Source organism: Kitasatospora sp. NPDC054768 (assembly GCF_053612025.1).
In genome coordinates this window covers 26,184-51,542 of record NZ_JBSHBN010000055.1, presented here as the reverse complement: position 1 = coordinate 51,542, position 25,359 = coordinate 26,184, and the positions used below count along the sequence as shown (strand labels likewise).

Annotated in this window: 22 protein-coding genes and 1 pseudogene; 18 read left to right on the top strand and 5 right to left on the bottom strand. The window is 72.4% G+C overall.

Features of this window, described 5'->3' with window-relative positions; genetic code table 11:
* Window positions 1-201: 201 nt before the first annotated feature.
* Window positions 202-405 carry a cold-shock protein gene (locus tag ACWGKU_RS18655; RefSeq protein ID WP_188301247.1) on the bottom strand — a complete coding sequence of 68 codons (204 nt, stop codon included), beginning with the start codon at window positions 403-405 and terminating at the stop codon, window positions 202-204.
* Between the two features lie 383 nt (window positions 406-788).
* On the opposite strand from ACWGKU_RS18655, the gene ACWGKU_RS18650 reads away from it, so the two are divergent.
* The 7 genes from ACWGKU_RS18650 to ACWGKU_RS18620 all read left to right on the top strand — a co-directional run bounded on the left by ACWGKU_RS18650 (window position 789) and on the right by ACWGKU_RS18620 (window position 9,333).
* Window positions 789-1,721, top strand: a complete 933-nt coding sequence (locus ACWGKU_RS18650) for a menaquinone biosynthetic enzyme MqnA/MqnD family protein (RefSeq protein ID WP_401053589.1) — start codon at window positions 789-791, stop codon at window positions 1,719-1,721.
* A gap of 233 nt (window positions 1,722-1,954) precedes the next feature.
* Window positions 1,955-3,721: a protein kinase domain-containing protein gene (locus tag ACWGKU_RS18645; protein WP_452179470.1), complete on the top strand. Its 1,767-nt coding sequence runs from the start codon at window positions 1,955-1,957 to the stop codon at window positions 3,719-3,721.
* Between the two features lie 195 nt (window positions 3,722-3,916).
* On the top strand, window positions 3,917-5,137 hold the full coding sequence (mqnC, locus tag ACWGKU_RS18640; RefSeq protein WP_452179471.1) for a cyclic dehypoxanthinyl futalosine synthase: 1,221 nt from the start codon (window positions 3,917-3,919) through the stop codon (window positions 5,135-5,137).
* Between the two features lie 144 nt (window positions 5,138-5,281).
* Window positions 5,282-6,103: an amidohydrolase family protein gene (locus ACWGKU_RS18635; protein ID WP_452179472.1), complete on the top strand. Its 822-nt coding sequence runs from the start codon at window positions 5,282-5,284 to the stop codon at window positions 6,101-6,103.
* A gap of 250 nt (window positions 6,104-6,353) precedes the next feature.
* The gene (locus ACWGKU_RS18630; RefSeq protein WP_387691510.1) at window positions 6,354-6,941 is read left to right on the top strand and encodes a hypothetical protein; all 588 of its coding nucleotides are present in this window, start codon (window positions 6,354-6,356) and stop codon (window positions 6,939-6,941) included.
* Window positions 6,942-7,170: 229 nt separating this feature from the next.
* The gene (locus ACWGKU_RS18625) at window positions 7,171-7,866 is read left to right on the top strand and encodes a demethylmenaquinone methyltransferase (RefSeq protein ID WP_359902232.1); all 696 of its coding nucleotides are present in this window, start codon (window positions 7,171-7,173) and stop codon (window positions 7,864-7,866) included.
* Window positions 7,867-8,022: 156 nt separating this feature from the next.
* Window positions 8,023-9,333 carry a geranylgeranyl reductase family protein gene (locus tag ACWGKU_RS18620; RefSeq protein ID WP_359902234.1) on the top strand — a complete coding sequence of 437 codons (1,311 nt, stop codon included), beginning with the start codon at window positions 8,023-8,025 and terminating at the stop codon, window positions 9,331-9,333.
* A gap of 131 nt (window positions 9,334-9,464) precedes the next feature.
* Here the strand turns inward: ACWGKU_RS18620 and ACWGKU_RS18615 are convergent, their stop codons facing one another.
* From ACWGKU_RS18615 to ACWGKU_RS18605, 3 genes are all read right to left on the bottom strand, one after another.
* Complete coding sequence (locus ACWGKU_RS18615) at window positions 9,465-9,821, bottom strand: MazG-like family protein (protein WP_452179473.1); 357 nt, start codon at window positions 9,819-9,821, stop codon at window positions 9,465-9,467.
* Between the two features lie 113 nt (window positions 9,822-9,934).
* Window positions 9,935-10,600 (bottom strand): peptidylprolyl isomerase, encoded by a 666-nt coding sequence (locus ACWGKU_RS18610; RefSeq protein WP_401047858.1) that lies wholly within the window; start codon window positions 10,598-10,600, stop codon window positions 9,935-9,937.
* A 123-nt stretch (window positions 10,601-10,723) separates the two neighbouring features.
* Window positions 10,724-11,383, bottom strand: coding sequence for a TetR/AcrR family transcriptional regulator (locus tag ACWGKU_RS18605; RefSeq protein WP_452179474.1), 660 nt, complete (start codon window positions 11,381-11,383; stop codon window positions 10,724-10,726).
* 302 nt (window positions 11,384-11,685) lie between these two features.
* On the opposite strand from ACWGKU_RS18605, the gene ACWGKU_RS18600 reads away from it, so the two are divergent.
* Window positions 11,686-12,690, top strand: a complete 1,005-nt coding sequence (locus ACWGKU_RS18600) for a DMT family transporter (protein WP_452179475.1) — start codon at window positions 11,686-11,688, stop codon at window positions 12,688-12,690.
* 13 nt (window positions 12,691-12,703) lie between these two features.
* Here ACWGKU_RS18600 and ACWGKU_RS18595 read toward each other — a convergent pair whose 3' ends face one another.
* Window positions 12,704-13,288, bottom strand: coding sequence for a hypothetical protein (locus ACWGKU_RS18595; protein WP_452179476.1), 585 nt, complete (start codon window positions 13,286-13,288; stop codon window positions 12,704-12,706).
* Window positions 13,289-13,490: 202 nt separating this feature from the next.
* On the opposite strand from ACWGKU_RS18595, the gene ACWGKU_RS18590 reads away from it, so the two are divergent.
* From ACWGKU_RS18590 to nuoH, 10 genes and pseudogenes are all read left to right on the top strand, one after another.
* A complete protein-coding gene (locus ACWGKU_RS18590) occupies window positions 13,491-14,570 on the top strand; it encodes a sensor histidine kinase (protein WP_452179477.1) in 1,080 nt (359 codons plus the stop codon).
* A 36-nt stretch (window positions 14,571-14,606) separates the two neighbouring features.
* Complete coding sequence (locus ACWGKU_RS18585; RefSeq protein ID WP_380538434.1) at window positions 14,607-15,308, top strand: response regulator; 702 nt, start codon at window positions 14,607-14,609, stop codon at window positions 15,306-15,308.
* Between the two features lie 759 nt (window positions 15,309-16,067).
* Window positions 16,068-16,427 (top strand): NADH-quinone oxidoreductase subunit A, encoded by a 360-nt coding sequence (locus ACWGKU_RS18580; protein ID WP_030060100.1) that lies wholly within the window; start codon window positions 16,068-16,070, stop codon window positions 16,425-16,427.
* 128 nt (window positions 16,428-16,555) lie between these two features.
* The gene (locus ACWGKU_RS18575; protein ID WP_074005520.1) at window positions 16,556-17,110 is read left to right on the top strand and encodes a NuoB/complex I 20 kDa subunit family protein; all 555 of its coding nucleotides are present in this window, start codon (window positions 16,556-16,558) and stop codon (window positions 17,108-17,110) included.
* Window positions 17,107-17,820, top strand: coding sequence for an NADH-quinone oxidoreductase subunit C (locus tag ACWGKU_RS18570; RefSeq protein ID WP_401044030.1), 714 nt, complete (start codon window positions 17,107-17,109; stop codon window positions 17,818-17,820). The genes ACWGKU_RS18575 and ACWGKU_RS18570 overlap by 4 nt, the downstream gene beginning before the upstream one ends.
* The gene (locus ACWGKU_RS18565; protein ID WP_401044027.1) at window positions 17,820-19,160 is read left to right on the top strand and encodes an NADH-quinone oxidoreductase subunit D; all 1,341 of its coding nucleotides are present in this window, start codon (window positions 17,820-17,822) and stop codon (window positions 19,158-19,160) included. The genes ACWGKU_RS18570 and ACWGKU_RS18565 overlap by 1 nt, the downstream gene beginning before the upstream one ends.
* Before the next feature lie 17 nt (window positions 19,161-19,177).
* Window positions 19,178-20,017: an NADH-quinone oxidoreductase subunit NuoE gene (gene nuoE, locus ACWGKU_RS18560; RefSeq protein ID WP_452179480.1), complete on the top strand. Its 840-nt coding sequence runs from the start codon at window positions 19,178-19,180 to the stop codon at window positions 20,015-20,017.
* Window positions 20,017-21,378 carry an NADH-quinone oxidoreductase subunit NuoF gene (nuoF, locus tag ACWGKU_RS18555; protein ID WP_452179478.1) on the top strand — a complete coding sequence of 454 codons (1,362 nt, stop codon included), beginning with the start codon at window positions 20,017-20,019 and terminating at the stop codon, window positions 21,376-21,378. The genes nuoE and nuoF overlap by 1 nt, the downstream gene beginning before the upstream one ends.
* A pseudogene (locus ACWGKU_RS18550) lies at window positions 21,375-23,852 on the top strand (NADH-quinone oxidoreductase subunit G); the annotation flags it as partial. The gene nuoF and the pseudogene ACWGKU_RS18550, both read left to right, overlap by 4 nt.
* A gap of 173 nt (window positions 23,853-24,025) precedes the next feature.
* The gene (gene nuoH, locus ACWGKU_RS18545) at window positions 24,026-25,354 is read left to right on the top strand and encodes an NADH-quinone oxidoreductase subunit NuoH (protein WP_359902264.1); all 1,329 of its coding nucleotides are present in this window, start codon (window positions 24,026-24,028) and stop codon (window positions 25,352-25,354) included.
* Window positions 25,355-25,359 lie beyond the last annotated feature (5 nt).

The following is a 25,359-nucleotide window of genomic DNA, read 5'->3' as shown; positions in this document are numbered from 1 at the left end:
CTCCCGGTGACGGGAGAGGGCCCTTTCCGCATTCCTTCGCTCCGTGCCCGAACTTCCACTCCGGGACGGGCTTTCGAAAAGGCAGGGGGCCCGCCGACCGGCGGGCCCCCTTGGGTACTGCTCTTGTGCTCATGGTGGCGGCTGTCGGGAGCCGCCGGCGGACCCGTACGGGTCCCGAGCGATCAGAACATCAGAGGATGGTCAGACAGCGGTGACGTTCTCCGCCTGCGGGCCCTTCGGGCCCTGGGTGACGTCGAAGGTGACCGTCTGGTTCTCCTCCAGCGAACGGAAGCCGTTCGCGTTGATGGCGGAGTAGTGAACGAAGACGTCGGGGCCGCCGCCATCCTGGGCGATGAAGCCGAAGCCCTTCTCAGCGTTGAACCACTTGACGGTTCCCTGAGCCATGCCGTTCTCCTTGCGATGCGTGTCGGGGGCCACACCGTGTGACACCCGGTCCGCTGCGCTGATCGCCCTGCCTCCGGACGTGTCCGAAATTTTTCGATATTGCTGAAAAACTACAAAAAGCCTGCGGTTACATGCTCCGCAGGCTTCAAGTACTGCAAGGGGAATCAAACTGCAACTGAGGGCAACGCTAGCATGCGGCCGCTGTGACGACCAGAGGTCACTTGCGGCGTGGAAGGCGCGTGTCGTAAGGCCCGGAGCGGGCGTGGAAAGGAGCGTCGACGCCGCGTCGACGGCGCGTGAGGGCGTGTCGGACGGCCGGTGCGAGCCGCCGCGAACAGCAGGCATACGCTGCGGGGAGGCACGAACAGCAAGGGAGCGGCGCAGTGGCAGCACCGGAGGCACGGACACCGGACGCGCGGACGCGGGAGCCCCAGGAGAACACACCGGTCAGGCCCCGGGTCGGCCACATTCAGTTCCTGAACTGCGTACCCCTCTACTGGGGACTCGCCAGGACCGGGAACCTGCTCGATCTGGACCTCACCAAGGACACCCCGGAGAAGCTGAGCGACCAGCTCGTCGACGGCACCCTGGACATCGGCCCGATCACCTGCGTGGAGTACCTGCGCAACGCGGACGACCTGCTGGTCCTGCCGGACATCGCGGTCGGCAGCGACGGCCCGGTGATGTCCTGCCTGATCGTGAGCAAGGTGCCGCTCGCCGACCTCGACGGCCGCCGGGTCGCCCTCGGCTCCACCAGCCGCACCTCCGTACGGCTCGCCCGGCTGCTCCTGGAGGAGCGCGAGGGCGTGCGCCCGGACTACTTCAGCTGCCCGCCGGACCTCAGCGCGATGCTCGCCGAGGCCGACGCCGCCGTCCTGATCGGCGACCCGGCCCTGCGCGCCTACCTCGGGCAGGCCGCCGACCTCGGGCTGACCGTCCACGACCTCGGCGAGATGTGGAAGGAGTGGACCGGCCTGCCCTTCGTCTTCGCGGTCTGGGCGGTGCGGCGCGAGTTCGCCGAGCGCGCCCCGGAACTGACCGCCGCGGTGCACCGGGCCTTCCTGGAGTCCCGCGACCTGTCGCTGGTGGAGGCCGGCAAGGTCGCCGAACAGGCCGCCCGCTGGGAGGCCTTCGGGGCGGACGTGCTGGAGCGGTACTTCAGCGAGGCGCTCGACTTCTCGCTCGGCGAGCGGCAGCTGGCCGGCGTCACGGAGTTCGCCCGGCGGGTCGCGCACGACAGCGGGTTCGCCCCCGACGTCGCGGTGCGGCTGCTGGAGCCGGCGGCGTTGCCGCTGGGGATGCAGCAGGGAATGTAGGGGAGGTAGGGGGAGGCAGGGGATGTAGGGGCGCCGTCCGGCTGCGGGGTTCCCGCACCTGTTCGCGGGCCCCTGCCCGTCTTCGTACGACCGGCGCCGCCGCGCGGGCGGAAGGGTGAAGACAGGCCCGAGGGCCGGGCGGAGCACCGCCCGGCCCGGTACGGTCTGCACCCGAGGCGCGTCCGGTGGGCGGTCGGCGGAGCGCGCGTGCGAGGGCGAGGGGAGCGTGCGGGATGCGGGCACTGGGGTCGGACGATCCGCGCCGGGTGGGCGGCTACCGGCTGCTGCGGCGGCTCGGCTCGGGCGGAATGGGCCGGGTCTACCTCGGCCGGACGGCCGGCGGGCGCACCGTCGCCGTCAAGGTGGTGCGGTCGGAGCTCACCGACGACGCCGAGTTCCGCGCCCGCTTCCGTCAGGAGGTCGCCGCCGCCCGGCGGGTCGGCGGCGCCTGGACCGCGCCCGTGCTGGACGCCGACACCGAGGGCGCCCGCCCCTGGGTCGCCACCGGCTACGTGGCGGGCCCCGCGCTCGGCGACGCCGTCCGGACGTACGGGCCGCTGCCCGAGCCGGCCGTGCGCTCGCTCGGCGTCGGGCTCGCCGAGGCCCTGGCCCACGTCCACGGACTCGGCCTGGTGCACCGGGACGTCAAACCGTCCAACGTGCTGCTCACCCTGGACGGACCGCGGCTGATCGACTTCGGGATCGCCCGGGCCCTGGACGCCGCGGGCGGCCTCACCCGTTCCGGTTACGTGGTCGGGTCGCCCGGCTTCATGTCACCCGAGCAGGCGAACGGGCAGGCGGTCGGGCCGGCCGGGGACGTCTTCTCGCTCGGCGCCGTCCTCGCCTTCGCCGCCACCGGCGTCCACCCCTTCGGCGAAGGGGTCAGCGCGGCCGTGCTGCTCTACCGGGTGCTGCACGAGGAGCCGGACGTGGCCGGGCTGCCCGAGCCGCTGCGCGGGATCGTCCTCGGCTGCCTGGCCAAGGACCCGGCCGCCCGGCCCACCCCGCGGCAGCTGCGCGCCCGGCTGGACCCGGACGGTACGGCCGCCGCCCGGCTGGCGCAGGGCGGCTGGCTGCCGGGGGAACTGGCGGCGGGGGTGGGACGCAGCGCGGTGGAACTGCTGGACCTGGACCTGGACGGGGAGATGGGGGAGCCGGGGGAGCAGGGGGAGACGGGGGAAGCGGCTCCGGACGGGGTGGGCGCGGACGCGGGTGCCTCCGGTGCCTCGGCCAGGGCGGTGCGGACACCGACCTTCGTGTCCGCGGGCGGGCCGCAGGGCGCGGGGGAGCACCCGCCGCTGAGCGGGGCCGTCCGGGACGGGATCGCGAAGGGGGCGCGGCCGCGGCGGGCGCGGAACGCGGCGGCGGTCGCGGCGGTGCTCGTGCTGCTCGGGGGCGGTGGGTACGGGCTGTACGGGTGGCTGCACCGGGCCGAACCGGCGGTGTCGGGCCCCACGGCGGCGCCGCTGCCGGAGGCGTCCGCCGACCCGGGCCGGGCCGTCCCGCCGAGCGGCGTCGTCACCTCCGGGTCCACCTCGGCCTCCGGCGCTCCGGGAAGCGCGACGGCGTCCGCCCCGGGTGCGGTGCCGCCCGGGACGGGCGGGCCGAGCGTGGTGCCCGCCGCCTTCCTGGGCACCTGGAGCGGGGACATGGTCACCGACAAGGGGCTGCCCGGCGGGACCACCACGCTCACCGTCCGTCCGGCGGCGATCGGTCAGGAGAGCACCACCAGCCGCAACGCCGTCTCCGGGCTGCTCTCGATCAGCTGCGAGGGCGCCTGGACCCTCAAGTCGGCCTCCGCCACCAAGCTGGTGTTCCAGTCCCGACTGGTCCGTTCCTCGATCCCCGGCGCCTGCACCGGCGGCTCCAACGCGGAGACGCTCACCCTGCAGTCCGACGGGACGATCCGTTTCGCCTCCGCCGACCCGCCGGCCGGGAACCCGGCCGGCACGATGCGCAGGGCCGACGGGGCTGGCGGGGCTGGCGGGGCCGACGGCTGAGGGTTGCGGCGGGGACGGGCCGGGGCATGGTCCGGTCGCGGTCCGATCGTGTTCCGGTCGCGGTACAGGGGTGGCCCGGACGCGGCCCGGGGCGGCCCGTGCGCAGTTCAGCGGGCTGACGCGGGCGGCGGAATGTGCTGGCGTAGGCTGGTTCGGCCGTACCCGAGTAGCACTTGAGAGAGAGAAGGCCGCCAGGTGACCGAGCTCGCAGCGACCACCCTCGATGCGTCCAGCACCGACCTGAAGGCCGTGCTCGACCGCGCCACCGCCGGTGACCGGATCACCCCGGAGGAGGCGCTGGAGCTCTACCGCTCGGCGCCGCTGCACGCGCTCGGCTCCGCCGCCGACGCGGTGCGCCGCCGTCGCTACGCGGGTACCGAGCACATCGCGACGTACATCATCGAGCGCAACATCAACTACACCAACGTCTGCGTGACGGCGTGCAAGTTCTGCGCCTTCTACGTGCCGCCGAAGAGCGACAAGGGCTGGTCCCGCGAGCTCGACGAGATCCTGCGCCGCTGCGCCGAGACGGTCGAGCTCGGCGGCACCCAGATCATGTTCCAGGGCGGCCACCACCCGGACTACGGCGTGGAGTACTACGAGCGGGCGTTCTCGGCGATCAAGGCCGACTTCCCGGAGCTGGTGATCCACTCGCTGGGCGCCTCCGAGGTCGAGCACATGGCGCGGATCTCGGGCGTCTCCGTCGAGGAGGCCATCACCCGGATCCACAAGGCCGGCCTGGACTCCTTCGCCGGCGCCGGCGCCGAGCTGCTGCCGGAGCGGCCGCGCAAGGCGATCGCCCCGCTGAAGGAGTCCGGCGAGCGCTGGCTGGAGATCATGGAGATCGCCCACGGCCTCGGCGTGGAGTCCACCTCCACCATGCTGATGGGCACCGGCGAGACCAACGCCGAGCGGATCGAGCACCTGCGGATGATCCGCGACGTGCAGGACCGCACCGGCGGCTTCCGGGCCTTCATCCCGTACACCTACCAGCCGCAGAACAACCACCTGAAGGGCTCGACCCAGGCCACCGTCTTCGAGTACCTGCGGATGATCGCGATCGCCCGCCTGTTCCTCGACAACGTCGCCCACATCCAGGGCTCCTGGCTCACCACCGGCAAGGAGGCCGGCCAGCTGTCGCTGCACTACGGTGCGGACGACCTCGGGTCCGTCATGCTGGAGGAGAACGTCGTCTCGGCGGCGGGTGCCAAGCACCGCTCCAACCTCACCGAGCTGATCCACCTCATCCGGGCCGCCGACCGCGTCCCGGCGCAGCGCTCGACCACCTACGAGCACCTGCGGGTGCTGGACGACCCGGCCAATGACCCGGTCGACCCGCGCGTCGCCTCGCACATCGCCTCCACGGCGATCGAGGGCGGCACCGCGCACCCCGAGCTGAAGATCCTGGACAACTGAGTCCCCTTCTCCTCCTCTCCTTCTGGCCCTTCCCGTGCCGGTGTCGTTGATGCCGGTGTCCCTGTTGCTGTTGCCGTTGCCGTTGCCGTTTCCGCTGGCGTTGGCATTGCCGCCGGCGTTGCTGTCGAAGTCGAAGGCGCTGTTGTGCTGACTCTGCACCGGGCGGCGTTCGTGCTGCCCGACCCGGCCGATCCCACCGCCCCGTCCATCGCCGACGGGGCGGTGGTGGTGCGTGGCGAGCTGGTGGAGGCGGTCGGGCCGTACGGGGAGCTGGCGGCCGCCCACCCGGGCGCGCGGGTACGGGACTGGGGCGCGGCCGTGCTCACCCCCGGGCTGCGCAATCCGTACGGACACCGGCTGCTGGAACGGGCGTACCACCCCGATCCGCGGGAGGAGGTCGGCGTCGAGCCGGTGGCGGACGGGCTGGCCGGGTCCACGGACGAGGCGCGGTGCGGGGCCAGCGCACGGCGGGGACTGCAGCGGATGCTCGGGTACGGCGTGACGGCGGTGGCCGGGCCCTTCGAACGGGCCTCGGTGCGGACGGCGGTGGCGCGGTCGGGGGTCGTGGGACTGCCCGGGGCGTCCGCTTCCGCCGGTTCTGCTGCTTCTGCAGGTCCTACTGGTCCGGCCGGTCCTACTTGTCCGGCCGGACCTGCCGGTTCGTCAGGAGGGCCGGGCGACGAAGGCGCGGGGTCGCTGGACCCGCTGGCCGTCCTGCCGCTCGCGGAGGCCGTGTACGGGCGGGTGGCGGCCGGGCGGCGGGCGGACTTCGCGGTGTTCGCGGTCGCGGGGGGCGGGATCGGGGACGGGGGCGCGGAAGCCGTGTCGGGCGCGGACGTGGGCGCGGGTACGGGTACGGGTACGGGTACGGGCGCGGCGGCGGGCGCGGCGGCGGGCGCGGAGCCGGCGGCGGGTGGGTGCCTGGCCACGGTGCTGGGCGGGCGGTTGGTGTACCGCCGACGGTGAGACGGTCGTCACGGCGGGCGTGACGTACTCGTCAGTAGCCGGATTTTCTTGTGGCGAACGGGACTTCCTTCGTGTGCACCCGAACTCCGGTGCCGGTGCCGGAGAGTGATTGTCCCTTCATCGTGACCTGAGGGCCCGCCAGCGGATACGATCCCGGACAGCTCACTCCGTACCCTCACCACACCACTGCCCGCGCCCGCGGGCGGCGGGGCCGTGTCCCCGGCCCCGAAGGCAAGCCAGGACAGGAACCATGCAAACCGCGACCGTTCCCCCGCCGCGCACCCCGCGGATGGGCCGTGGTTGGTACCTCGCCGCCGTGCTCAGCGCCGTGCTGGCCGTCGGCATGTGCCTGCTCGGTTGGCGCCAGGCCGACCAGGCCGACCGGATCGAGGCGCACCCGGTGAGAGTCGAGGGGGTCGTCACCCAGCTCCCGACCGGCGGCGGCACCTACAGTGCCGTCAGCTACCGGGCCGGCGGGGAGCCGCACACCGCGGCCGCGCTGCCGCTCTCGGACAGCGCCAGGCTCGGCGACAGGATCTGCCTGGAACACGCCGCCGACGACCCGGGCGCGGTGCGGATCTGCGGCGACACCTACCCGCAGCCCGTCGGCGTGGGCCTGGCCCGGTTCAGCGTGCCGGTGGCCGTCGTGCTCTTCGTGATCTGCGTGCTGCGCATCCGACGGCATCACAAGGCCCTCGCGCTCCGCGGCGGGCAGGGGAAGCTGGCCGCCAACCTCGCGCTGGCGACGGGGGCGCTGGCGGACGGGATGCCCGCGATAACGCACGGCAAGCGGTCGCGTCGGCGGCGCCGCGCGGGCGGGCGGCGCGCTCAGCACTGACCGGCCGAGCCCGGTACGGGTGGGCCGGGTCCGGCACCGGCGGGCCGAGCCCGGTAGCGGCGGGCGGCTGCTAGACGTCGGGCGCGTGCCGGGTCCGGCCGCGGGCCCGGCGATCGGCCCCGGGCCCGCGGGCGCGGGCCGGGGTTCGGCCGGGTTCGACTCCGGGGTCGGGTCCGGGTCGGTGTGCCCCGTTGGTCGGGGCGTCCGTGCGAGGGTGAACAATGGGGGCGTGACCCGAGCCTCTCTGGACAAGCAGCCGCACGAAGTCGCCGCCATGTTCGACGACGTCGCGGCCAAGTACGACCGCACCAACGACGTGCTCTCCCTCGGCCAGGCCCGTGCCTGGCGTCGGGCGGTGGCCGAGACGGTGGCCGCCGGGCCGGGGGACCTCGTGCTCGACCTCGGGGCCGGCACCGGCACCTCCTCACTGCCCTTCGCCGAGGCCGGGGCCGAGGTCGTCCCGTGCGACTTCTCGGTCGGCATGCTCGCCGAGGGCAAGCGCCGCCACCCCGAGCTGGCGCTCACCGCCGGCGACGCCACCCGGCTGCCGTTCGCGGACGACACCTTCGACTCGGTGACGATCTCCTTCGCGCTGCGCAACGTCCAGGACACCGACGCGGGGCTGCGCGAGATGCTGCGGGTCACCAAGCCCGGCGGCAAGCTGGTGATCTGCGAGTTCTCCACCCCGACCTGGACGCCGTTCCGGACGGTCTACACCGAGTACCTGATGCGCGCGCTGCCGCCGGTGGCCACCGCCGTCAGCAGCAACCCGGACGCGTACGTCTACCTCGCCGAGTCCATCCGGGCCTGGCCGGACCAGCCCGGGCTGGCCACCAGGCTCCAGGACAACGGCTGGTCGAAGGTCGCCTGGCGGAACCTGACCGGTGGGATCGTCGCGCTGCACCGGGCCTACAAGATCGCGTAGCCGGGCTCGGCCGATCCGGCCCCGGCCGATCCGGGCGCGGGCCCGCGGCGCGGGTCCGGCGGTCGGGGGCGGGGGCGCATCCGGTGACGTGAGCGGAACTAGACTGCCGGAGACAGAGCCGCCGTCCCCCAGCCGCAGTTCCAGGAGTGTGTCCACGTGTCCGAGACCGCAGCCGATCTGACGAAGCCGGACAGCCCCGTGGAGAGCACGGCCGACGTCATCGTGGTCGGCGCGGGCCCGGCCGGCTCCACCACCGCGTACTACCTGGCCCAGGCCGGGCTGGACGTGCTGCTGCTGGAGAAGACCGCCTTCCCGCGCGAGAAGGTGTGCGGCGACGGCCTGACCCCGCGTGCCACCAAGCAGCTGGTGGACATGGGCATCGACGTCTCCACCGAGAACGGCTGGCTGCACAACAAGGGCCTGCGCATCATCGGCGGCGGTGTCCGGCTGGAGCTGGACTGGCCCGAGCTGTCCTCCTTCCCCGACTACGGCCTGGTGCGCAAGCGCGCCGACTTCGACGAGCTGCTCGCCCGTCAGGCCGAGAAGGCCGGCGCGCGGCTCTACGAGCGCTGCAACGTCAGCGGGCCGGTCCTGGACGAGCGCACCGGCCGGATCGTCGGCGTCACCGCCAAGCTCGGCGACGAGAAGCGACCGGTCACCTTCCGGGCCCCGCTGGTGGTCGCCGCCGACGGCAACTCCACCCGGCTCTCCCTCGCCATGGGTCTGCACCGGCGCGAGGACCGCCCGATGGGCGTCGCCTACCGCACCTACTTCACCTCGCCGCGCCACGACGACGACTACCTGGAGTCCTGGCTGGAGCTGTGGGACACCCGCGGCAGCGAGCGCAAGCTGCTGCCCGGGTACGGCTGGGTCTTCGGCATGGGCGACGGCACCTCCAACGTCGGCCTCGGCATCCTCAACTCCTCGCCGGCCTTCGGCGAGCTGGACTGGCGCGAGGTGCTCAAGGCCTGGTGCGCCGGCATGCCGGAGGAGTGGGGCTACACCCCCGAGAACATGACCGAGCCGATCCGCGGCGCCGCACTGCCGATGGCCTTCAACCGGCAGCCGCACTACACGCGCGGCCTGCTGCTGGTCGGCGATGCGGGCGGCATGGTCAATCCCTTCAACGGCGAGGGCATCGCCTACGCGATGGAATCCGGCCAGATCGCCGCCGGGGTCATCGTGCAGGCCCTCGCCCGGGTCACCGACGGCGGCCGCGAGCGTGCCCTCCAGGCCTACCCGCGCATCCTCAAGGACGTGTACGGCGGCTACTACACGCTGGGCCGCGCCTTCGTGAAGCTCATCGGCAACCCCAAGGTGATGCAGATCGCCACCCAGCGCGGCCTCACCCACCCGATGCTGATGCGCTTCACCCTCAAGCTGCTCGCGAACCTCACCGACCCGCAGGGCGGCGACGCGATGGACCGCGTGATCAACGGTCTCGCCAGGGTCGCGCCGAACGCCTGACCAGGATCGGGTGCCCGGTCCGGTTCGGTGCCCGGTCCGGTTCGGCGCCTGGTCCGGTCGGGTGTCTGGCCCGTCCGGGCCAGGAGGAGGCCTGACCCGAGGGGACGGCGCGCCTCTGACGGGGGCGTCGCCTATGCCTCATCGACCGCCGGGGGTTCCTCCGGTGCCCGCCGGGAGGCGGTGGAGCGCTGTTCGACGTAGGCGAGGCGCTCGGCGAAGACCCGGGCCGCGTCGGGGGTGAGGGTCCTCAGAGCGACGAGGGCGGAGAAGACGACGTCGCAGAGCTCGTGCTGGACGTCCTCCCAGGTGTGGGTGACCCCCTTGCGCGGGTTCTGGCCGGTGGCACCGACCACCGCCGCACCGACCTCGCCGATCTCCTCGGAGAGCTTGAGGATCCGCAACAGTCGCTCCTCCTGGGGCGACTGCGTGCTCTGCTCGTCCAGCCATGCGACCAAGTGGTCGACGCTCTCCCAGATCCGGCTGTCCATGCGGTGCTGCTCCTGCTCCCGTTGCGGTGTCGTTGGTGCTGCCACCGTACGGGAGCGGGGAGCGGGGAGCGGGGGATGGCGGGTGGCGGGCCGGGGCTGTCCGGCCCGCCCGGTCAGCGGGCGTTGATCTTCACGTTGCGGATGTTCACCGGGAGCGTGGGGAAGCCGTCGCCCGGGTTGTTCTGGTCGTCCTCGCCGCCGGCGGCGATCTTCTGGAGCACGTCCAGTCCGGCGGTGATCCGGCCGAAGGGCGTGTAGGCGGGGGAGAGCTTGGTGTCCTTCCAGACGAAGAAGAACTGGCTGCCGTTGGTGTTCGGGCCGGCGTTGGCCATGGCCACGGTTCCGGCCGGGTAGGTGGCGCCGGTCAGGTTCTCGTCCGGGAAGGAGTAGCCCGGACCGCCGCTGCCCGTGCCGGTCGGGTCGCCGCACTGGAGGACGTAGATCCGCTGGGTGGTGAGGCGGTGGCAGTGGCTGCGGTCGAAGTAGTCGTGCTCGGCGAGGAACCGGAACGAGAAGGTGGTGCAGGGCGCCTTGTCGGTCAGCGCCTCGAAGGTGATCTGGCCCTGGCTGGTCCGCAGTGTCGCGCGGTAGGGCTTCGCCGCCTTCTTGGCGTCGAACACCGGGATGCCCTTGAAGTTGTCGGCCGGGACGGCCGGTGTGTAGGTGCAGCCGGCGGTGGGGGTGCCGGCCGCGGGGGCGTCCGCGACGGCGGTGCCGGTGCTCGCCACGAGCGGGAGGACGGTGGCGGCGGCGACCAGCGCCCAGTGCGTGCGCTTCACGTGACGGACCTTCCGGGGAGTGGACGGCGGGGTTGTCATGGGTGCATCATCCACGGCCGGATGGGGATGCGGTAGGGGTTGGGGCGGCCGTGGCTCCTCGGGCGGCAGTGGTGTGACGGTTTGTCAGTTCTGTTCCGTGGTGGTCGTGGTGGTCGCGGTGGTCGTGAAGAGCCCGGCGCTCGCGGCCAGGGCGGCGGCGTCGGCGGCCCGCTCGGCGGTGCGGGCGTCCAGGGGCTCGCCGGAGACGAACAGGCGGTAGTAGAGCGGTGCGGTGGCGGCCCGGACCACCTCGGCACCGTCCGTCCCCGTGGGGAGCTCGCCCCGGGCGACGGCCCGTTCGGCCACCTCGGCGGCCTGGCGGTGCCGGGCCGCGAAGAAGGCGCGGAGGGCGGCCGCGCCGGCGTCCGAGCGCTGGGCGGCGGAGATCAGCGCTATCGGTGTGGGGCCGAGCACCGGGTCGGTGAAGACGCTGAACACCTCCTGGGTGATCCGGCGGAGGTCCTGCTGGAGGTCTCCGGTGTCGGGCAGGGGCCAGGGCTGGTCGGCGGAGGCGGTCAGGGCGTCGGCGACCAGGCCGTCCACTCCGCCCCAGCGTCGGTAGAGGGTCGCCTTGTGGGCGCCGGAGCGGGTGGCGACCGCCTCGACGGTGAGGCCGTCGTACCCCTTCTCGGTGACTTCGGCGAGCGTCGCGGCGACCACTTCCGCTCGGACCCGGGCGCTGCGGCCGCCCGGGCGCGGGGTGGGGGTGCGGGGTTCCGGCGCGGGGTGGGTGGCCTCAGTCAAAGTCGACTCCGGTCGCGTCAGGGATTGCTGTGGCGTGACGGTCGCGCCGTGCTCATCGTAATGCGACTCAAGTTGCATTACGAGCAGAGCCTGCCGGCCCGCCGCGGCCCCCTGCTCGTCGCCCGACCCATCGGTGCCCGCGCAGGGCATTGATCATCGGCGGTTTGGTGCGCGAGGATGGCGCACCTTTGCTCCACGCTCCACCTCGTCCACCGCCGGGCTCTCCGCCCGGCCTTTGGGTCCGTCCGACGCCGTACGGTACTCGCGCCCGCCGGTTCCGTCCGTTCGGAGGGATCTTTCGCATGTCAGCCTCCTTGTCCGACCTGCCCGAGGGTTCGTCCTCGTCGGTCCTTCGTGATCTTCCGGTCCTGCTCGTGGCCGTGGTGTGGGGATCGAGCTTCCTCGCCGTCCAGCGCGTGGCCGAGCCCGGGACGGTCGTGGCGATGCTCGTGCTGCGGTTCGGGCTGGTGCTGCCGCTGCTCGGGATGGTCGCCTGGCGCGCCCTGCGGAGGCTGAGCCGTGCCGAGTGGCTCGGCGGTGCCGCACTGGGGCTGGTGCTCAGCGGGATCTTCCTGCTGGAGACCTACGGAGCCGTGCACACCTCCGCGACCAACGCCGGACTGATCATCAGCCTCGCCATGGTGCTCACCCCGCTCGGCGAGAGCGCCCTCGGCCGGACCGCACCACCGAAGGCCTTCCTCGCGGCCGCCGGGCTGGCCGTCCTCGGTGTCGCCCTGCTCACCGGCGACGGCGGGCTGCGCCCTCCGACGCTCGGAGATCTGCTGGTGCTGGGCGCCGCCCTCGTCCGCTCGGCGTACGTCCTCGCGATGGCCCGCACCCGAGCCGTCCGTGACACCGACATGCTCGCCGTCACCTGGGTCCAACTCGCCGTGGCCACCGGCGTGTTCTCCGTCGTCGCGCTGTCGGTCGGCCCTGCGCCGTGGACGGTCGCCCGTTCGTACGGAGCCGGCCAGTGGGCCTGGCTGCTGCATCTGTCCTTGTTCTGCACTCTGTTCGCCTTCTTCGTCCAGATGTGGGCCGTGCGGGCCACGTCGCCCTCGCGGGTGAGCCTGTTGCTCGGCACCGAGCCGTTGTGGGCCGCCGTCTTCGGGATCACCCTGGCCGGGAACCGGATGGGCCCGCTCGCCCTGCTCGGCGGAGCCCTGGTGCTGGTCGCGACGGAGTGGGGCCGGCGCACGGCCCCCGCGTCGGCCCCCGCGCCGGCCCTGATCCGGAACGAGGGCGAGGGCGAGGGCGCGAGCGGGAGGGATGCGGTGGGGCCGAGCGCGGAGCCGGCCCAGGGGTGACCGGCCGCCCTCGTCACCGGTGCCGCCACAGCGTCCGGCGGGCGTAGTCGAGGGTGACCGCACCGAGCAGCGGGCCCCAGGCGACCAGGGGCAGGTAGGCGAGCGTCATCACCACGCCGGCCAGCCCGTGCGGAGAATCCGGTTCGGCCAGGTTGCGGGCCCAACCGCCGAGGAGCGCGGTCGTACCGAGGGAGGTGAGGATCACCGAGCCCAGCAAGGCCGGGACGATCGCGGCGAGTGGCCGGACCCGTCGGCCGCCCAGCAGCGGTATCCACCGGGGCGCCACCAGCCCCCAGGGCCGGACCAGGCCCAGGGTCAGGAAGGCCAGCGACTCGGCCAGGGCGCTCAGCGCCACGCAGTAGAGCGTGCCCCAACCCGGTTGGTGCTCGGCGTACGCGGCGAGCGTCGCGCCGCTGAAGCCGACCGGGACGCCGAAGCCGAAGGCGATCCGCCACAGCCCCGAGGGGACGGTGGTCAGGACGGCGGCCTTGGCGGCGAGCCGGGCCCAGCGCGGCGCGGGCGGGACGTCCGGGACGTCCGGGGTGTCCGCCGCGGCCCGGTGGGCGGTGCCGCGGGCGTTGATCACGAGCTTCGACATGGTGGTGGACTCCCTTCGGCTCCGGCCTCCGTGGCCGGTGCGACGACTCAAGACTGGAGCCCCGCCAGGGGTTCGCGGCAGATGCCGATCGGGCTGTTCCTCCTGCTCAACCCGCCTTTGAAATATGCCGATCGGCACAGGCGCGGCGCATGGGCGGCGTCGTAATGTGACGGCAGTCGAGGAGTCGAGGAAGGTGGTGACGATGACTCAGATCCTGTCCGGGGTCGTCCTGGTCCTGGTGCCGACCGCCTGGTCGGTGCGGCGGCGGTACGGGGCGGCGGCCGCGACCATGGCGCTCGGGGCTGCGTCGGTCGCGGTCACGGCCGCCGTCTGGTTCCTCGGCCGCTGGGTGGAGGGGCAGCGCTGGGCCGGGCTGTTGGGCCTGGTGGAGCTGGCCGTCCTGCTGCTGTCGGTGGTCGTCGGCCTGCGCGCCGAGGACGGCCCGTGGTGTGCAGCGGCCGCCTGGACGGCCTGCGGAGCGGTCGCCCTCTGGCCGTCCCGGTTCGTGTTCATCGAGGGGCCCGCGGACACGCTCACGCTCTTCGGGTTCGGATCGATGCTCTCCCTGCCGGCCGTGCTGATCGGGCTCTACCTGCGGGGCCTGGACGAGGTGCGCAACAAGGCAGTGGCCGAGGCCAGGCGGGCGCAGCGGCTGGAGCTGGCCCACGACCTGCACGACTTCGTGGCGCACGATGTCAGCGGCATGGTCGCCCAGGCCCAGGCGGGTGCCTACCTGGCCGGGATCGATCCGGCCCGGGCGGCGGAGATGTTCCAGCGAATAGAGCAGGCCGGGCAACGGGCGCTGGCCTCGCTGGACCGGACGGTACAGCTGCTGCGCAGCGAGGAGGGCGGAGGCCGCGGTCCGCAGCCCGGACTCGCCGAACTTGCCGAGGTGGCCGAGCGGTTCACCGCGACGGGTGGAGCCGAGGTCCGTCTGGAGCTGCCGGAGGAGCCGGTGCCGCGCGAGGTGGAGGGCACCGTCCACCGGATCGTGGTCGAGTCCCTGACCAATGTCCGGCGGCATGCTCCGGCCGCGCGGGAGATCGAGATCCGGGCCCGCCGCAGCGGCGGACGGCTGGAACTGATGGTGACCAACGACGGTCGGGCCCCGGGCCCGGCAGGGCGGCCGCGCCGGGGCGGCGGCAGCGGCCTGCCGGGCTTGGCGGCCCGGGTCGAGGCCCTCGGAGGTTCGCTGGAAGCCGGCCCGCACGAGCGGGAGGCCTGGCGGGTGACGGCGGTGCTGCCACTGGAGGTGGCCGGTGCGGGGCCGACGGGTTCGTAGGAGCCGAGGCGGGACGGGTAGCGGGGAGGTACGGAGATGGGCAGCGGCACAGGGCCGATTCGGATTCTGATCGCGGACGACCAGGCGGACGTGCGCAGTGCGTTCCGGATGATCCTGGACGTTCAGCCGGACATGGTGGTGGTGGCGGAGGCGGCAGACGGTGCCGCTGCGGTGCAGGAGGCCAGGAGGCTGCGGCCGGATGTGGTGCTCGCGGACATCCGGATGCCGAAGCTCGACGGTCTGGAGGTCACGCGGCAGTTGGCCGACCAGTGCAAGGTGATCGTGGTGACCACCTTCGACCTGGACGAGTACGTGCACACGGCACTGCGGCACGGGGCGGCCGGATTCCTGCTGAAGCGGTCGGGGCCGGTGCTGCTGATCGAGGCGGTCCGGGCGGCGATGGCGGGGGATGCGTTGATCAGCCCGCAGATCACCGTCCGGCTCCTGCGGCACATGGCACTCCCGGGTGCGGAGCCGGTGCCCGGGCGGGGCGGCGCCAAGGCGGCCGCGGTGGCTCCGCAGTCGACAGCCGGCCCGACGGAGGAACTGACCACGAGGGAAAGGGAGATCGCCGAGCTGGTGGCAGACGGCGCGACCAACGCCGAGATCGGCGCGGGGCTGTTCATCTCGCCGGGGACGGTGAAGAACCACCTCGCCAACATCCAGCGCAAGATCGGAGCCCGTAACCGGGTGGGCATCGCGGCCTGGATCTGGGAGCAGGCGGCCGGCCGCCAGTAGCCGGCCCCAGTCCGGGGCGAGGGCCCGGAGGCGAGGGACCGGGGCCGTCCGCACCCCGCCTGCCCCACCCCGCCTGCCCCACCCCGCCTGCCCCACCCCGCCTGCCCCGCCCTGCCCTGCACGCCTCCCCTTGCGCGCCTCCCCCTGCGGGCCTGCACCGGGCACCCCGTCTGCGCGCCTCGGCCCGCTCGAAATGCCGGGCCGAGGCGGGCCTGTCCGAGGCGACACGGAGGCGGCACGGAGGCGACGCGGAGGTGGCACGTGAAGGTGCCCGATGGAGGAATCGGGCGGCTGGGGGAGCGCCAGGGGAACCCCGTTCAACGACAAGCTCGCGCGCTTGTGAACGAAGGGTCAAGCGAGCGTTCGGACCCCCGCCACCCCTGCGAGTGAGCCTCTATAACACGTCAACATGACGCCTGGAAATTTGCTCAGGTCGACGCATAGTTGATATAGGAACACGCCCCTGACCTGCCGCTTCACAGGTAAATGCGACTGCTTGTGATCATTTGACTGCTTTGCGTCGACAAATCTGGGCATGTTCATATTCGACCCCATTCGAAGGGTGTCGTAGATCACAAAGGTGACCGTGAACTGCGTGTCGCAGATCACAAGCCGACGGGCATAGGATGCGCTCGTTCCAGGCTTTGTGAACTGCCTCACATGAGGTGGATCTCGGGAACTGGAACGCGGGTTCACCTCTGTGTGACCCGCCGGTTCCGATCTGCAGTCAAGGACGACTGGACGGAGGGAGCGGGGGCTATGAATGCCTACGCGCCGATCCTCGTACTCGGTGCCATCGCGGCGGCGTTCGCGGTCGGCTCCGTCGTGATGGCCTCACTCACCGGCCCCAAGCGCTACAACCGGGCCAAGTTGGAGGCGTACGAGTGCGGCATCGAGCCGACCCCGCAGCCCGTGGGCGGCGGTCGGTTCCCGATCAAGTACTACCTGACGGCGATGCTCTTCATCGTCTTCGACATCGAGATCGTCTTCCTCTACCCCTGGGCGGTGACCTTCGACGCCCTGGGGATCTTCGGGCTGGTCGAGATGCTCCTGTTCATCGCCACCGTCTTCGTCGCGTACGCCTACGTGTGGCGGCGCGGCGGCCTGGAGTGGGACTGAGCGCGGGGTGGTCCGAGCGCGGGGTGGCGACCCCACCCGTCCGCCGGCTGCGCGCCCGCTTGTGAACGAGCGGACAAGCCAGAACCGGCCCACGTATCAGCGGACTCGAGGGCATTGAGAGGGATCTGATGGGAATCGAGGAGAAGCTGCCGAGCGGCTTTCTGCTCACGACGGTGGAGACGGCCGCCGGCTGGGTGCGCAAGGCGTCACTCTTCCCGGCCACCTTCGGTCTGGCCTGCTGCGCGATCGAGATGATGACCACCGGGGCGGGCCGTTACGACCTGGCCCGGTTCGGCATGGAGGTCTTCCGGGGCTCCCCCCGGCAGGCCGATCTGATGATCGTGGCGGGGCGGGTGAGTCAGAAGATGGCCCCGGTGCTGCGCCAGGTGTACGACCAGATGCCCAACCCCAAGTGGGTCATCTCGATGGGCGTCTGCGCCTCGTCCGGCGGGATGTTCAACAACTACGCGATCGTCCAGGGCGTCGACCACATCGTGCCGGTGGACATCTACCTGCCCGGCTGTCCGCCCCGTCCGGAGATGCTGATGGACGCCATCCTGAAGCTGCACGACAAGATCCAGCACGAGCCGCTGGGCGTGAACAGGCGCCGGGCCGAGGAACTCGGTGAGGCGCTCGCCCTGAAGGCCACCCCGATCAGCGAGATGCGGGGGCAGCTGCGATGAACGACCAGGTACCCGAGACCCGCCGCGAGCAGCCGGTCCGTGAGATCCCGGTCGAGGTGGTCGGCCGCCGCCAGGGCATGTTCGGTGCCACGGGCAGCGGCGACACCTCCGGCTTCGGAGGTCTGGCCGACCCGATCGTGCTGCCCGGTCCGAGCGAACGCCCGTACGGCGGCTGGTTCGACGAGGTCGCCGACGAGCTGGAGGGCGCCCTGGAGGAGCAGGGCCTGGACCCGGTCGAGGTGATCGAGAGGACCGTGGTCGACCGCGGCGAGCTCACCTTCCACATCGACCGCGACCACCTGCTGGGGACCGCCCGCATCCTCCGCGACGACCCGGCGCTGCGCTTCGAACTGTGCCTGGGCGTGAGCGGCGTGCACTACCCCGGCGACAAGGGCCGCGAGCTGCACGCGGTCTACCACCTGCGCTCGATCACCCACGGCCGGCTGATCCGGCTGGAGGTCACCGCACCCGACGCCGACCCGCGCATCCCCTCCGTGGTGAGCGTCTACCCGACCAACGACTGGCACGAGCGCGAGGCCTACGACTTCTTCGGCCTGGTCTTCGAGGGCCACCCTGCGCTCACCCGGATCATGATGCCGGACGACTGGCTGGGCCACCCGCAGCGCAAGGACTACCCGCTCGGCGGCATCCCCGTCGAGTACAAGGGCGCCCAGATCCCGGCTCCCGACCAGCGGAGGTCGTACAGCTGATGAACACCCAGCACTTTGGAGAGACCGAGGAAGCGGACGCCCGCGATACCACCGAGGGCCGGGTCTTCACCGTCACCGGCGGTGACTGGGGCGAGGTGGTCGAGGCGGTCGGCCGGGCCGACGACGAGCGCATCATCGTCAACATGGGCCCCCAGCACCCGTCCACCCACGGCGTGCTGCGGCTGATCCTGGAGATCGACGGCGAGACGGTGAAGGAGGCCCGCTGCGGCATCGGCTACCTCCACACCGGCATCGAGAAGAACATGGAGTTCCGCAACTGGGTCCAGGGCACCACGTTCGTGACCCGTATGGACTACCTGACCCCGCTGTTCAACGAGACCGCCTACTGCCTGGCGGTCGAGAAGCTGCTCGGCATCACCGACGACGTCCCGGACCGCGCCAACGTCATCCGCGTGATGATGATGGAGCTCAACCGGATCGCCTCGCACCTGGTCTGCCTGGCCACCGGCGGCATGGAGATCGGCTCCACCACCCTGATGATCTACGGCTTCCGGGACCGCGAGCTGATCCTGGACGTCTTCGAGCTGGTCACCGGTCTGCGCATGAACCACGCGTACGTGCGCCCCGGCGGCCTCGCCCAGGATCTGCCGCCCGGCGCCGTCGACCAGATCCGCGAGGCGGTCAAGGTCTTCCGCTCCCGGATGCACGAGTACGACAAACTCGCCACCGGCAACCCGGTGTTCAAGGCCCGCCTGGTCGACGTCGGCTTCCTGGACCTGCCCGGCTGCCTGGCCCTCGGCGCCACCGGCCCGATCCTGCGCGCCACCGGCCTGCCGCACGACCTGCGCAAGACCGACCCGTACTGCGGCTACCAGGACTACGACTTCGAGGTCGCGATCGCCGACAGCGCCGACTCCTACGGCCGCTTCCTGATCCGCCTGGAGGAGATGAAGCAGTCGCTGCGGATCGTCGAGCAGTGCCTGGACCGGCTGCGTCCGGGCCCGGTCATGGTGGCCGACAAGAAGATCGCCTGGCCCGCCCAACTGGCCGTCGGCCCGGACGGGCTGGGCAACTCCCTCGACCACATCCGCAAGATCATGGGGACCTCGATGGAGGCCCTGATCCACCACTTCAAGCTGGTCACCGAGGGCTTCCGGGTCCCGGTCGGCCAGGCGTACGTGGCGGTCGAGTCGCCCAAGGGCGAGCTGGGCGTGCACGTGGTCAGCGACGGCGGGACGCGCCCGTACCGGGTCCACTTTCGGGATCCGTCGTTCACCAATCTGCAGACGATGGCGGCGATGTGCGAGGGCGGCCAGGTGGCCGACGTGATCGTCGCGGTGGCCGGGATCGACCCGGTGATGGGAGGCGTGGACCGGTGACCAACGTCGAACTCGGACTGCCGGCACTGCCGGCCGCACCGTACTCCGAGGAGGTGCACGCCAGGCTGGCCGCCGACGCCGCCGAGCTGATCGCCCGCTACCCGCAGCCCCGCTCGGCGCTGCTGCCGCTGCTGCACCTGGTGCAGGCCGAGGAGGGCTTCGTCAGCCCGACCGGGATGCGCTTCTGCGCCGAGCAGCTGGACCTCACCACCGCCGAGGTCACCGCGGTCGCGACCTTCTACACCATGTACCGGCGCCGCCCGGCCGGGAAGTACCACGTCGGGGTCTGCACCAACACGCTGTGCGCGGTGCTCGGCGGCGACCAGATCTTCGCCGAGCTCCAGGAGCACCTGGGTGTCCGCAACAACGAGACCACCGAGGACGGCGAGGTCTCGATCGAGCACATCGAGTGCAACGCGGCCTGCGACTACGCGCCCGTGGTGATGGTCAACTGGGAGTTCTTCGACAACCAGACCCCGGAGAGCGCCCGGCAGCTGGTCGACGACCTGCGCGCCGGCCGTGAGGTCCGGCCCACCCGCGGTGCCCGGCTGTGCGGCTTCAAGGAGACCGCCCGGATCCTGGCCGGCTTCCCGGACGAGCGTCCGGGCGCCAACGACGAGTCCGGAGCCGGCGGCGCGCCGTCCCTGGCCGGTCTGCGGCTGGCCCGCGGCGAGGCGCTGCCCGGCACCGCCGGCACCAAGGTGGTCTCCCCCCGCCCCGCGTCCCCCCGCCACGAGGGCAGCGGCCAGGCGAGCAACGGCCAGGCGAGCAACGGCCCGGCAAGCAACCCCCAGGCGAGCAACAGCCAGACGAACAACGGCCAGGCGGGCAAGGGCCAGGAAGGGAGCGAAGCGTGATGACCTCCGCCGAGCCGGCCGAGAAGCTGCTCACCCCGGTCCTGTCCGACTCCTGGGACGACAGCCGCCCCTGGACGCTCGACACCTACCGCCGCCACCACGGCTACGAGGGCCTCAAGGCGGCCCTCGCCATGCCGCCGGACGACGTGATCGCCCTGGTCAAGGAGGCCGGCCTGCGCGGCCGCGGCGGCGCAGGCTTCCCGACCGGCATGAAGTGGCAGTTCATCCCCCAGAACGACGGCAAGCCGCACTACCTGGTGGTCAACGCGGACGAGTCCGAGCCGGGCACCTGCAAGGACATCCCGCTGCTGTTCGCCAACCCGCACGCGCTGATCGAGGGCATGATCATCGCCTCCTACGCGATCCGCTGCGACCACGCCTTCATCTACCTGCGCGGCGAGGTCGTCCCGGTGCTGCGCCGGCTGCACGCGGCCGTCGCCGAGGCGTACGGGGCCGGGCTGCTGGGCCGGAACATCCTCGGCTCGGGGATCGACCTCGACATCACCGTGCACGCCGGGGCCGGCGCCTACATCTGCGGCGAGGAGACGGCGCTGCTGGACTCGCTGGAGGGCCGCCGCGGCCAGCCGAGGCTGCGGCCCCCGTTCCCGGCGATCGCCGGCCTGTACGCCTGCCCGACGGTGGTCAACAACGTCGAGTCGATCGCCTCGGTGCCGCCGATCCTGTCCCGCGGCAAGGAGTGGTTCAAGGCCCTGGGCACCGAGAAGTCCCCCGGCTTCACGCTCTACTCGCTCTCCGGCCACGTCACCAACCCCGGCCAGTACGAGGCCCCGCTCGGCATCACGCTGCGCCAGCTGCTCGACCTCAGCGGCGGCATCCGCCCCGGGCACCGGCTGAAGTTCTGGACCCCGGGCGGCTCCTCCACCCCGATGTTCACCGACGAGCACCTCGACGTCCCGCTGGACTACGAGGGCGTCGGCGCGGCCGGCTCGATGCTCGGCACCAAGGCGCTCCAGGTCTTCGACGAGACCACCTGCGTGGTGCGGGCCGTCACCCGCTGGACGGAGTTCTACGCCCACGAGTCCTGCGGCAAGTGCACCCCCTGCCGCGAGGGCACCTACTGGCTGGTCCAGCTGCTCCAGCGGATCGAGGCGGGCGAGGGCGTCGACGGGGACCTGGAGAAGCTCCTCGACATCGCCGACAACATCAACGGCAAGTCCTTCTGTGCCCTGGGCGACGGCGCGGCCAGCCCGATCGTCTCCTCGCTCCAGCACTTCCGGGCCGAGTACGAGCAGCACCTGGCCGAGCGCCGCTGCCCGTTCGACCCGGCAGCCTCCACCGTCTGGGCCGACGGCCCCCGCCCCGGCCACCAGTCCGCCACCGAAAGGGAGGTGCACGCGTGACGATCACAGAGCCAACCGCCTCCGAGACCGCGGTCGAACTGGTCACGCTCACCATCGACGGCGTCGAAGTGCGGGTCCCCAAGGGAACGTTGGTGATCCGGGCCGCCGAGACCATCGGCACCCAGATCCCGCGCTTCTGCGACCACCCGCTGCTCGATCCGGCCGGTGCCTGCCGCCAGTGCATCGTCGAGATCGAGGGCCAGCGCAAGCCGGTCGCCTCCTGCACCGTTCCGGTGGCCGAGGGCATGGTGGTGCGCACCCAGCTCAGCTCGCCGGTGGCCGAGAAGGCCCAGCGCGGCGTGATGGAGCTGCTGCTGATCAACCACCCGCTGGACTGCCCGGTCTGCGACAAGGGCGGCGAGTGCCCGCTGCAGAACCAGGCGATGACCAGCGGCGCCGCCGACTCCCGTTTCGAGGGGATGAAGCGCACCTACGAGAAGCCGGTGCCGATCAGCAGCCAGGTGCTGCTGGACCGCGAGCGCTGCGTGCTGTGCGCGCGCTGCACCCGCTTCTCGCAGCAGATCGCCGGGGACCCGTTCATCGACCTGGTGGAGCGCGGGGCACTGCAGCAGGTCGGCACCGGCGAGGGCGACGACTTCGAGTCGTACTTCTCCGGGAACACCATCCAGATCTGCCCGGTGGGCGCGCTGACCTCGGCGGCGTACCGGTTCCGCTCGCGTCCCTTCGACCTGGTCTCCTCGCCGAGCGTGTGCGAGCACTGCGCCTCGGGCTGCGCGCAGCGCACCGACCACCGGCGCGGCAAGGTGCTGCGCCGGCTGGCGGGCGAGGACCCGGCGGTGAACGAGGAGTGGAACTGCGACAAGGGCCGCTTCGCCTTCCGCTACGCCCAGCAGCGCGACCGGCTGACCACCCCGCTGGTGCGGGTGGACGGCGAGCTGGTGCCGGTCTCCTGGCCGGAGGCGCTGGCCCGGGCGGCCGAGGGGCTGCGCGGGGCCCGGACCGGGGTGCTGGCCGGCGGCCGGGTGACGGTCGAGGACGCCTACGCGTACGGGAAGTTCGCTCGGGTGGTGCTGGGCACCAACGACGTGGACTTCCGGGCCCGCCCGCACAGCGGTGAGGAGGCGGACTTCCTGGCCGCGGCGGTGGCCGGGCGGGGCGTCGACGTGAACGGCGCCGGTGTGGCGTACGAGGACCTCGACCGGGCGCCTGCGGTGCTGCTGGCGGGCTTCGAGCCGGAGGAGGAGTCGCCGATCGTCTTCCTGCGGTTGCGCAAGGCGACCAGGGCGACGGGCCTGAAGGTGTTCTCGGTGGCCGCGTTCGGTTCCCGGGGCCTGGCGAAGCTGCGCGGCGCGCTGCTGCCGGCCGCCCCCGGCACCGAGCCGGAGTGGTTCGCGGCGCTGGCGGCGGACGAGCCGCTGAACGACGACGCGGGCCGGGCGGCGGAACTGCTGCGCACCCCGGGTGCGGTGATCCTGGTGGGCGAGCGGCTGGCCGCCGTCCCGGGCGGGCCGACGGCGGTGCTGCGCCTGGCGCACGCGACCGGCGCCAAGCTCGCCTGGGTGCCGCGCCGGGCCGGTGAGCGCGGGGCCGTGGAGGCGGGCGCGCTGCCGGGCCTGCTGCCCGGCGGCCGTCCGGTGGCCGTCGCGGCGGCCCGGTCGGAGGCGGCCGCGCTGTGGGGCGGGGCCGAGCTGCCGTCCCGGCCGGGCCGGGACACCGACGGGATCCTGGCGGCGGTCGTGGCCGGAGAGCTGGACGCGCTGCTGGTCGGCGGCGTGGATCCGGACGACCTGCCGGACCCCGTGCTGGCCGACGAGGCGCTGGCGGCGGTGCCGTTCCTGGTGTCGCTGGAGCTGCGGCCCTCGGCGGTGACGGCGCGCGCCGACGTGGTGCTGCCGGTGGCTGCGGCGGCGGAGAAGGCCGGCACCTTCCTGGACTGGGAGGGCCGGGTGCGGATGTTCGAGGCCGCGCTCAAGCCGGACCAGCAGATGGGCCGTCACCTCCAGCCGGACCTGCGGGTGCTGAGCATGCTGGCGGACGCGTTGGGCGGGCGGCTGGGACTGCCGGACGTCCGGGCGGCCCGGCTGGAGCTGGACCGCTTCGCCCCCTGGGAGGGCGACCGCACGGCCGACCCGGCGGCCCACCCCGGCCCGCTGCCCCGGCCGGCCGCCGGCCAGGCGGTGCTGGCGGGTTGGCGGCTGCTGCTGGACAACGGTGCGCTGCAGCAGGGGGATCCGCACCTGGCGGGCACCCGGCACCGGGCGGTGGCCCGGATCTCGGCGGAGACGGCCAAGGAGATCGGCGCGGTGGCGGCCGGGGCCCTGCGGCTGACCGGCCCGGCCGGATCGCTGACCCTGCCGCTGGAGGTCACCGACTCGATCCCGGACCGCACGGTCTGGGTCCCGCTCGGCTCCACTCCGGGCGGTGCCCCGCGCGCGCTCGGCACTACCGTCGGCCACCTGGTCACGATCGCCGCGGCCGAGGCGGAGCCCGAGCCCGAGCCCGCGGTCGAGGTCGAGGTCGATCCCGGCCCGACGACACAGGACGGGGCGGCACAGGACGGGGCGGGACAGGCCCGGGCCACACCCGACCGGTCGGCGCAGGACGAGCAGGAACAGGACGAGTCGGCCCGGGCGCAGGCCCCGGCCGGTTCGACCGTGGACGGGACCGCGGGAGAAGGGGAGGACCGATGACTCCGCAGCCGTACGAGACGCTCCACTTCTTCGGGCAGGACCCGTGGTGGCTGGTGCTGCTGAAGGCGGTGTTCTGCTTCGCCTTCCTGGTCCTGACGGTGCTGATCGCGATCGTCTGGGAGCGCAAGGTGGTGGCCTGGATGCAGCTGCGCATCGGGCCCAACCGGCACGGCCCGTGGGGCATGCTGCAGTCGCTGGCGGACGGCGTGAAGCTGGCGCTGAAGGAAGACCTGGTGGTCAAGGGCTCGGACAAGGTGGTCTACATCCTGGCCCCGATCGTCTGCGCCATCCCCGCGTTCATGGCCTTCGCGGTGATCCCGTTCGGCCCGGCCGGCAACGAGGTGTCGATCTTCGGCACCCGCACGCCGCTCCAGCTGACGGACTTCCCGGTGGCGTTGCTGTACGTCCTGGCGACGGCCGCGGTGGGCATCTACGGCATCGTGCTGGCGGGCTGGTCCTCGGGTTCGACGTACCCGCTGCTGGGCGGGCTGCGCTCGTCCGCGCAGATGATCAGCTACGAGATCGCGATGGGCCTGTCCTTCGCGGCGGTGTTCATCTACTCGGGTTCGATGTCGACCTCGGAGATCGTGGCGCACCAGCAGCCGACCTGGTTCGCGGCGCTGCTGCCGGTGTCGTTCATCGTCTACATCATCGCGATGGTCGGCGAGACCAACCGGGCGCCGTTCGACCTCCCGGAGGCCGAGGGCGAGCTGGTCGGCGGCTTCAACACCGAGTACTCCTCGCTGAAGTTCGCGATGTTCATGCTGGCCGAGTACGTGAACATGGTGACGGTCTCGGCGGTGGCCTCGACCCTCTTCCTGGGCGGCTGGCGGGCCCCGTGGCCGGTGTCGACGTTCTGGGAGGGCGCCAACCACGGCTGGTGGCCGATGCTGTGGATCACGCTGAAGATCCAGTTGCTGCTGTTCTTCTTCATCTGGCTGCGCGGCACGCTGCCCCGGTTCCGCTACGACCAGTTCATGAAGCTGGGCTGGAAGGTGCTGATCCCGGTCTCGCTGGTGTGGCTGGTGCTGATCGCGAGCGTGCGGGCGCTGCGCAACGAGGGCTACGACTTCGGCGAGGTGGTGCTGTACGTGGGCGCGCCGGTCGGCGTGATCCTGCTGCTGGCGCTGCTGCGGGACTTCCTGAGGAAGCAGCCCGAACCCGAGGTCACCCCGCCCAAGGCCGATTTCGACCCGATGGCGGGCGGCTATCCGGTCCCGCCGCTGCCCGGCCAGGTGCTCCCGCCGGTGCCGCGCCGGCGCAGCCGCGCCCCGAAGCAACTCCAGGACGCCCTCAACGGGGCCGACCATTCCGAAGGGAGCTGAACCGA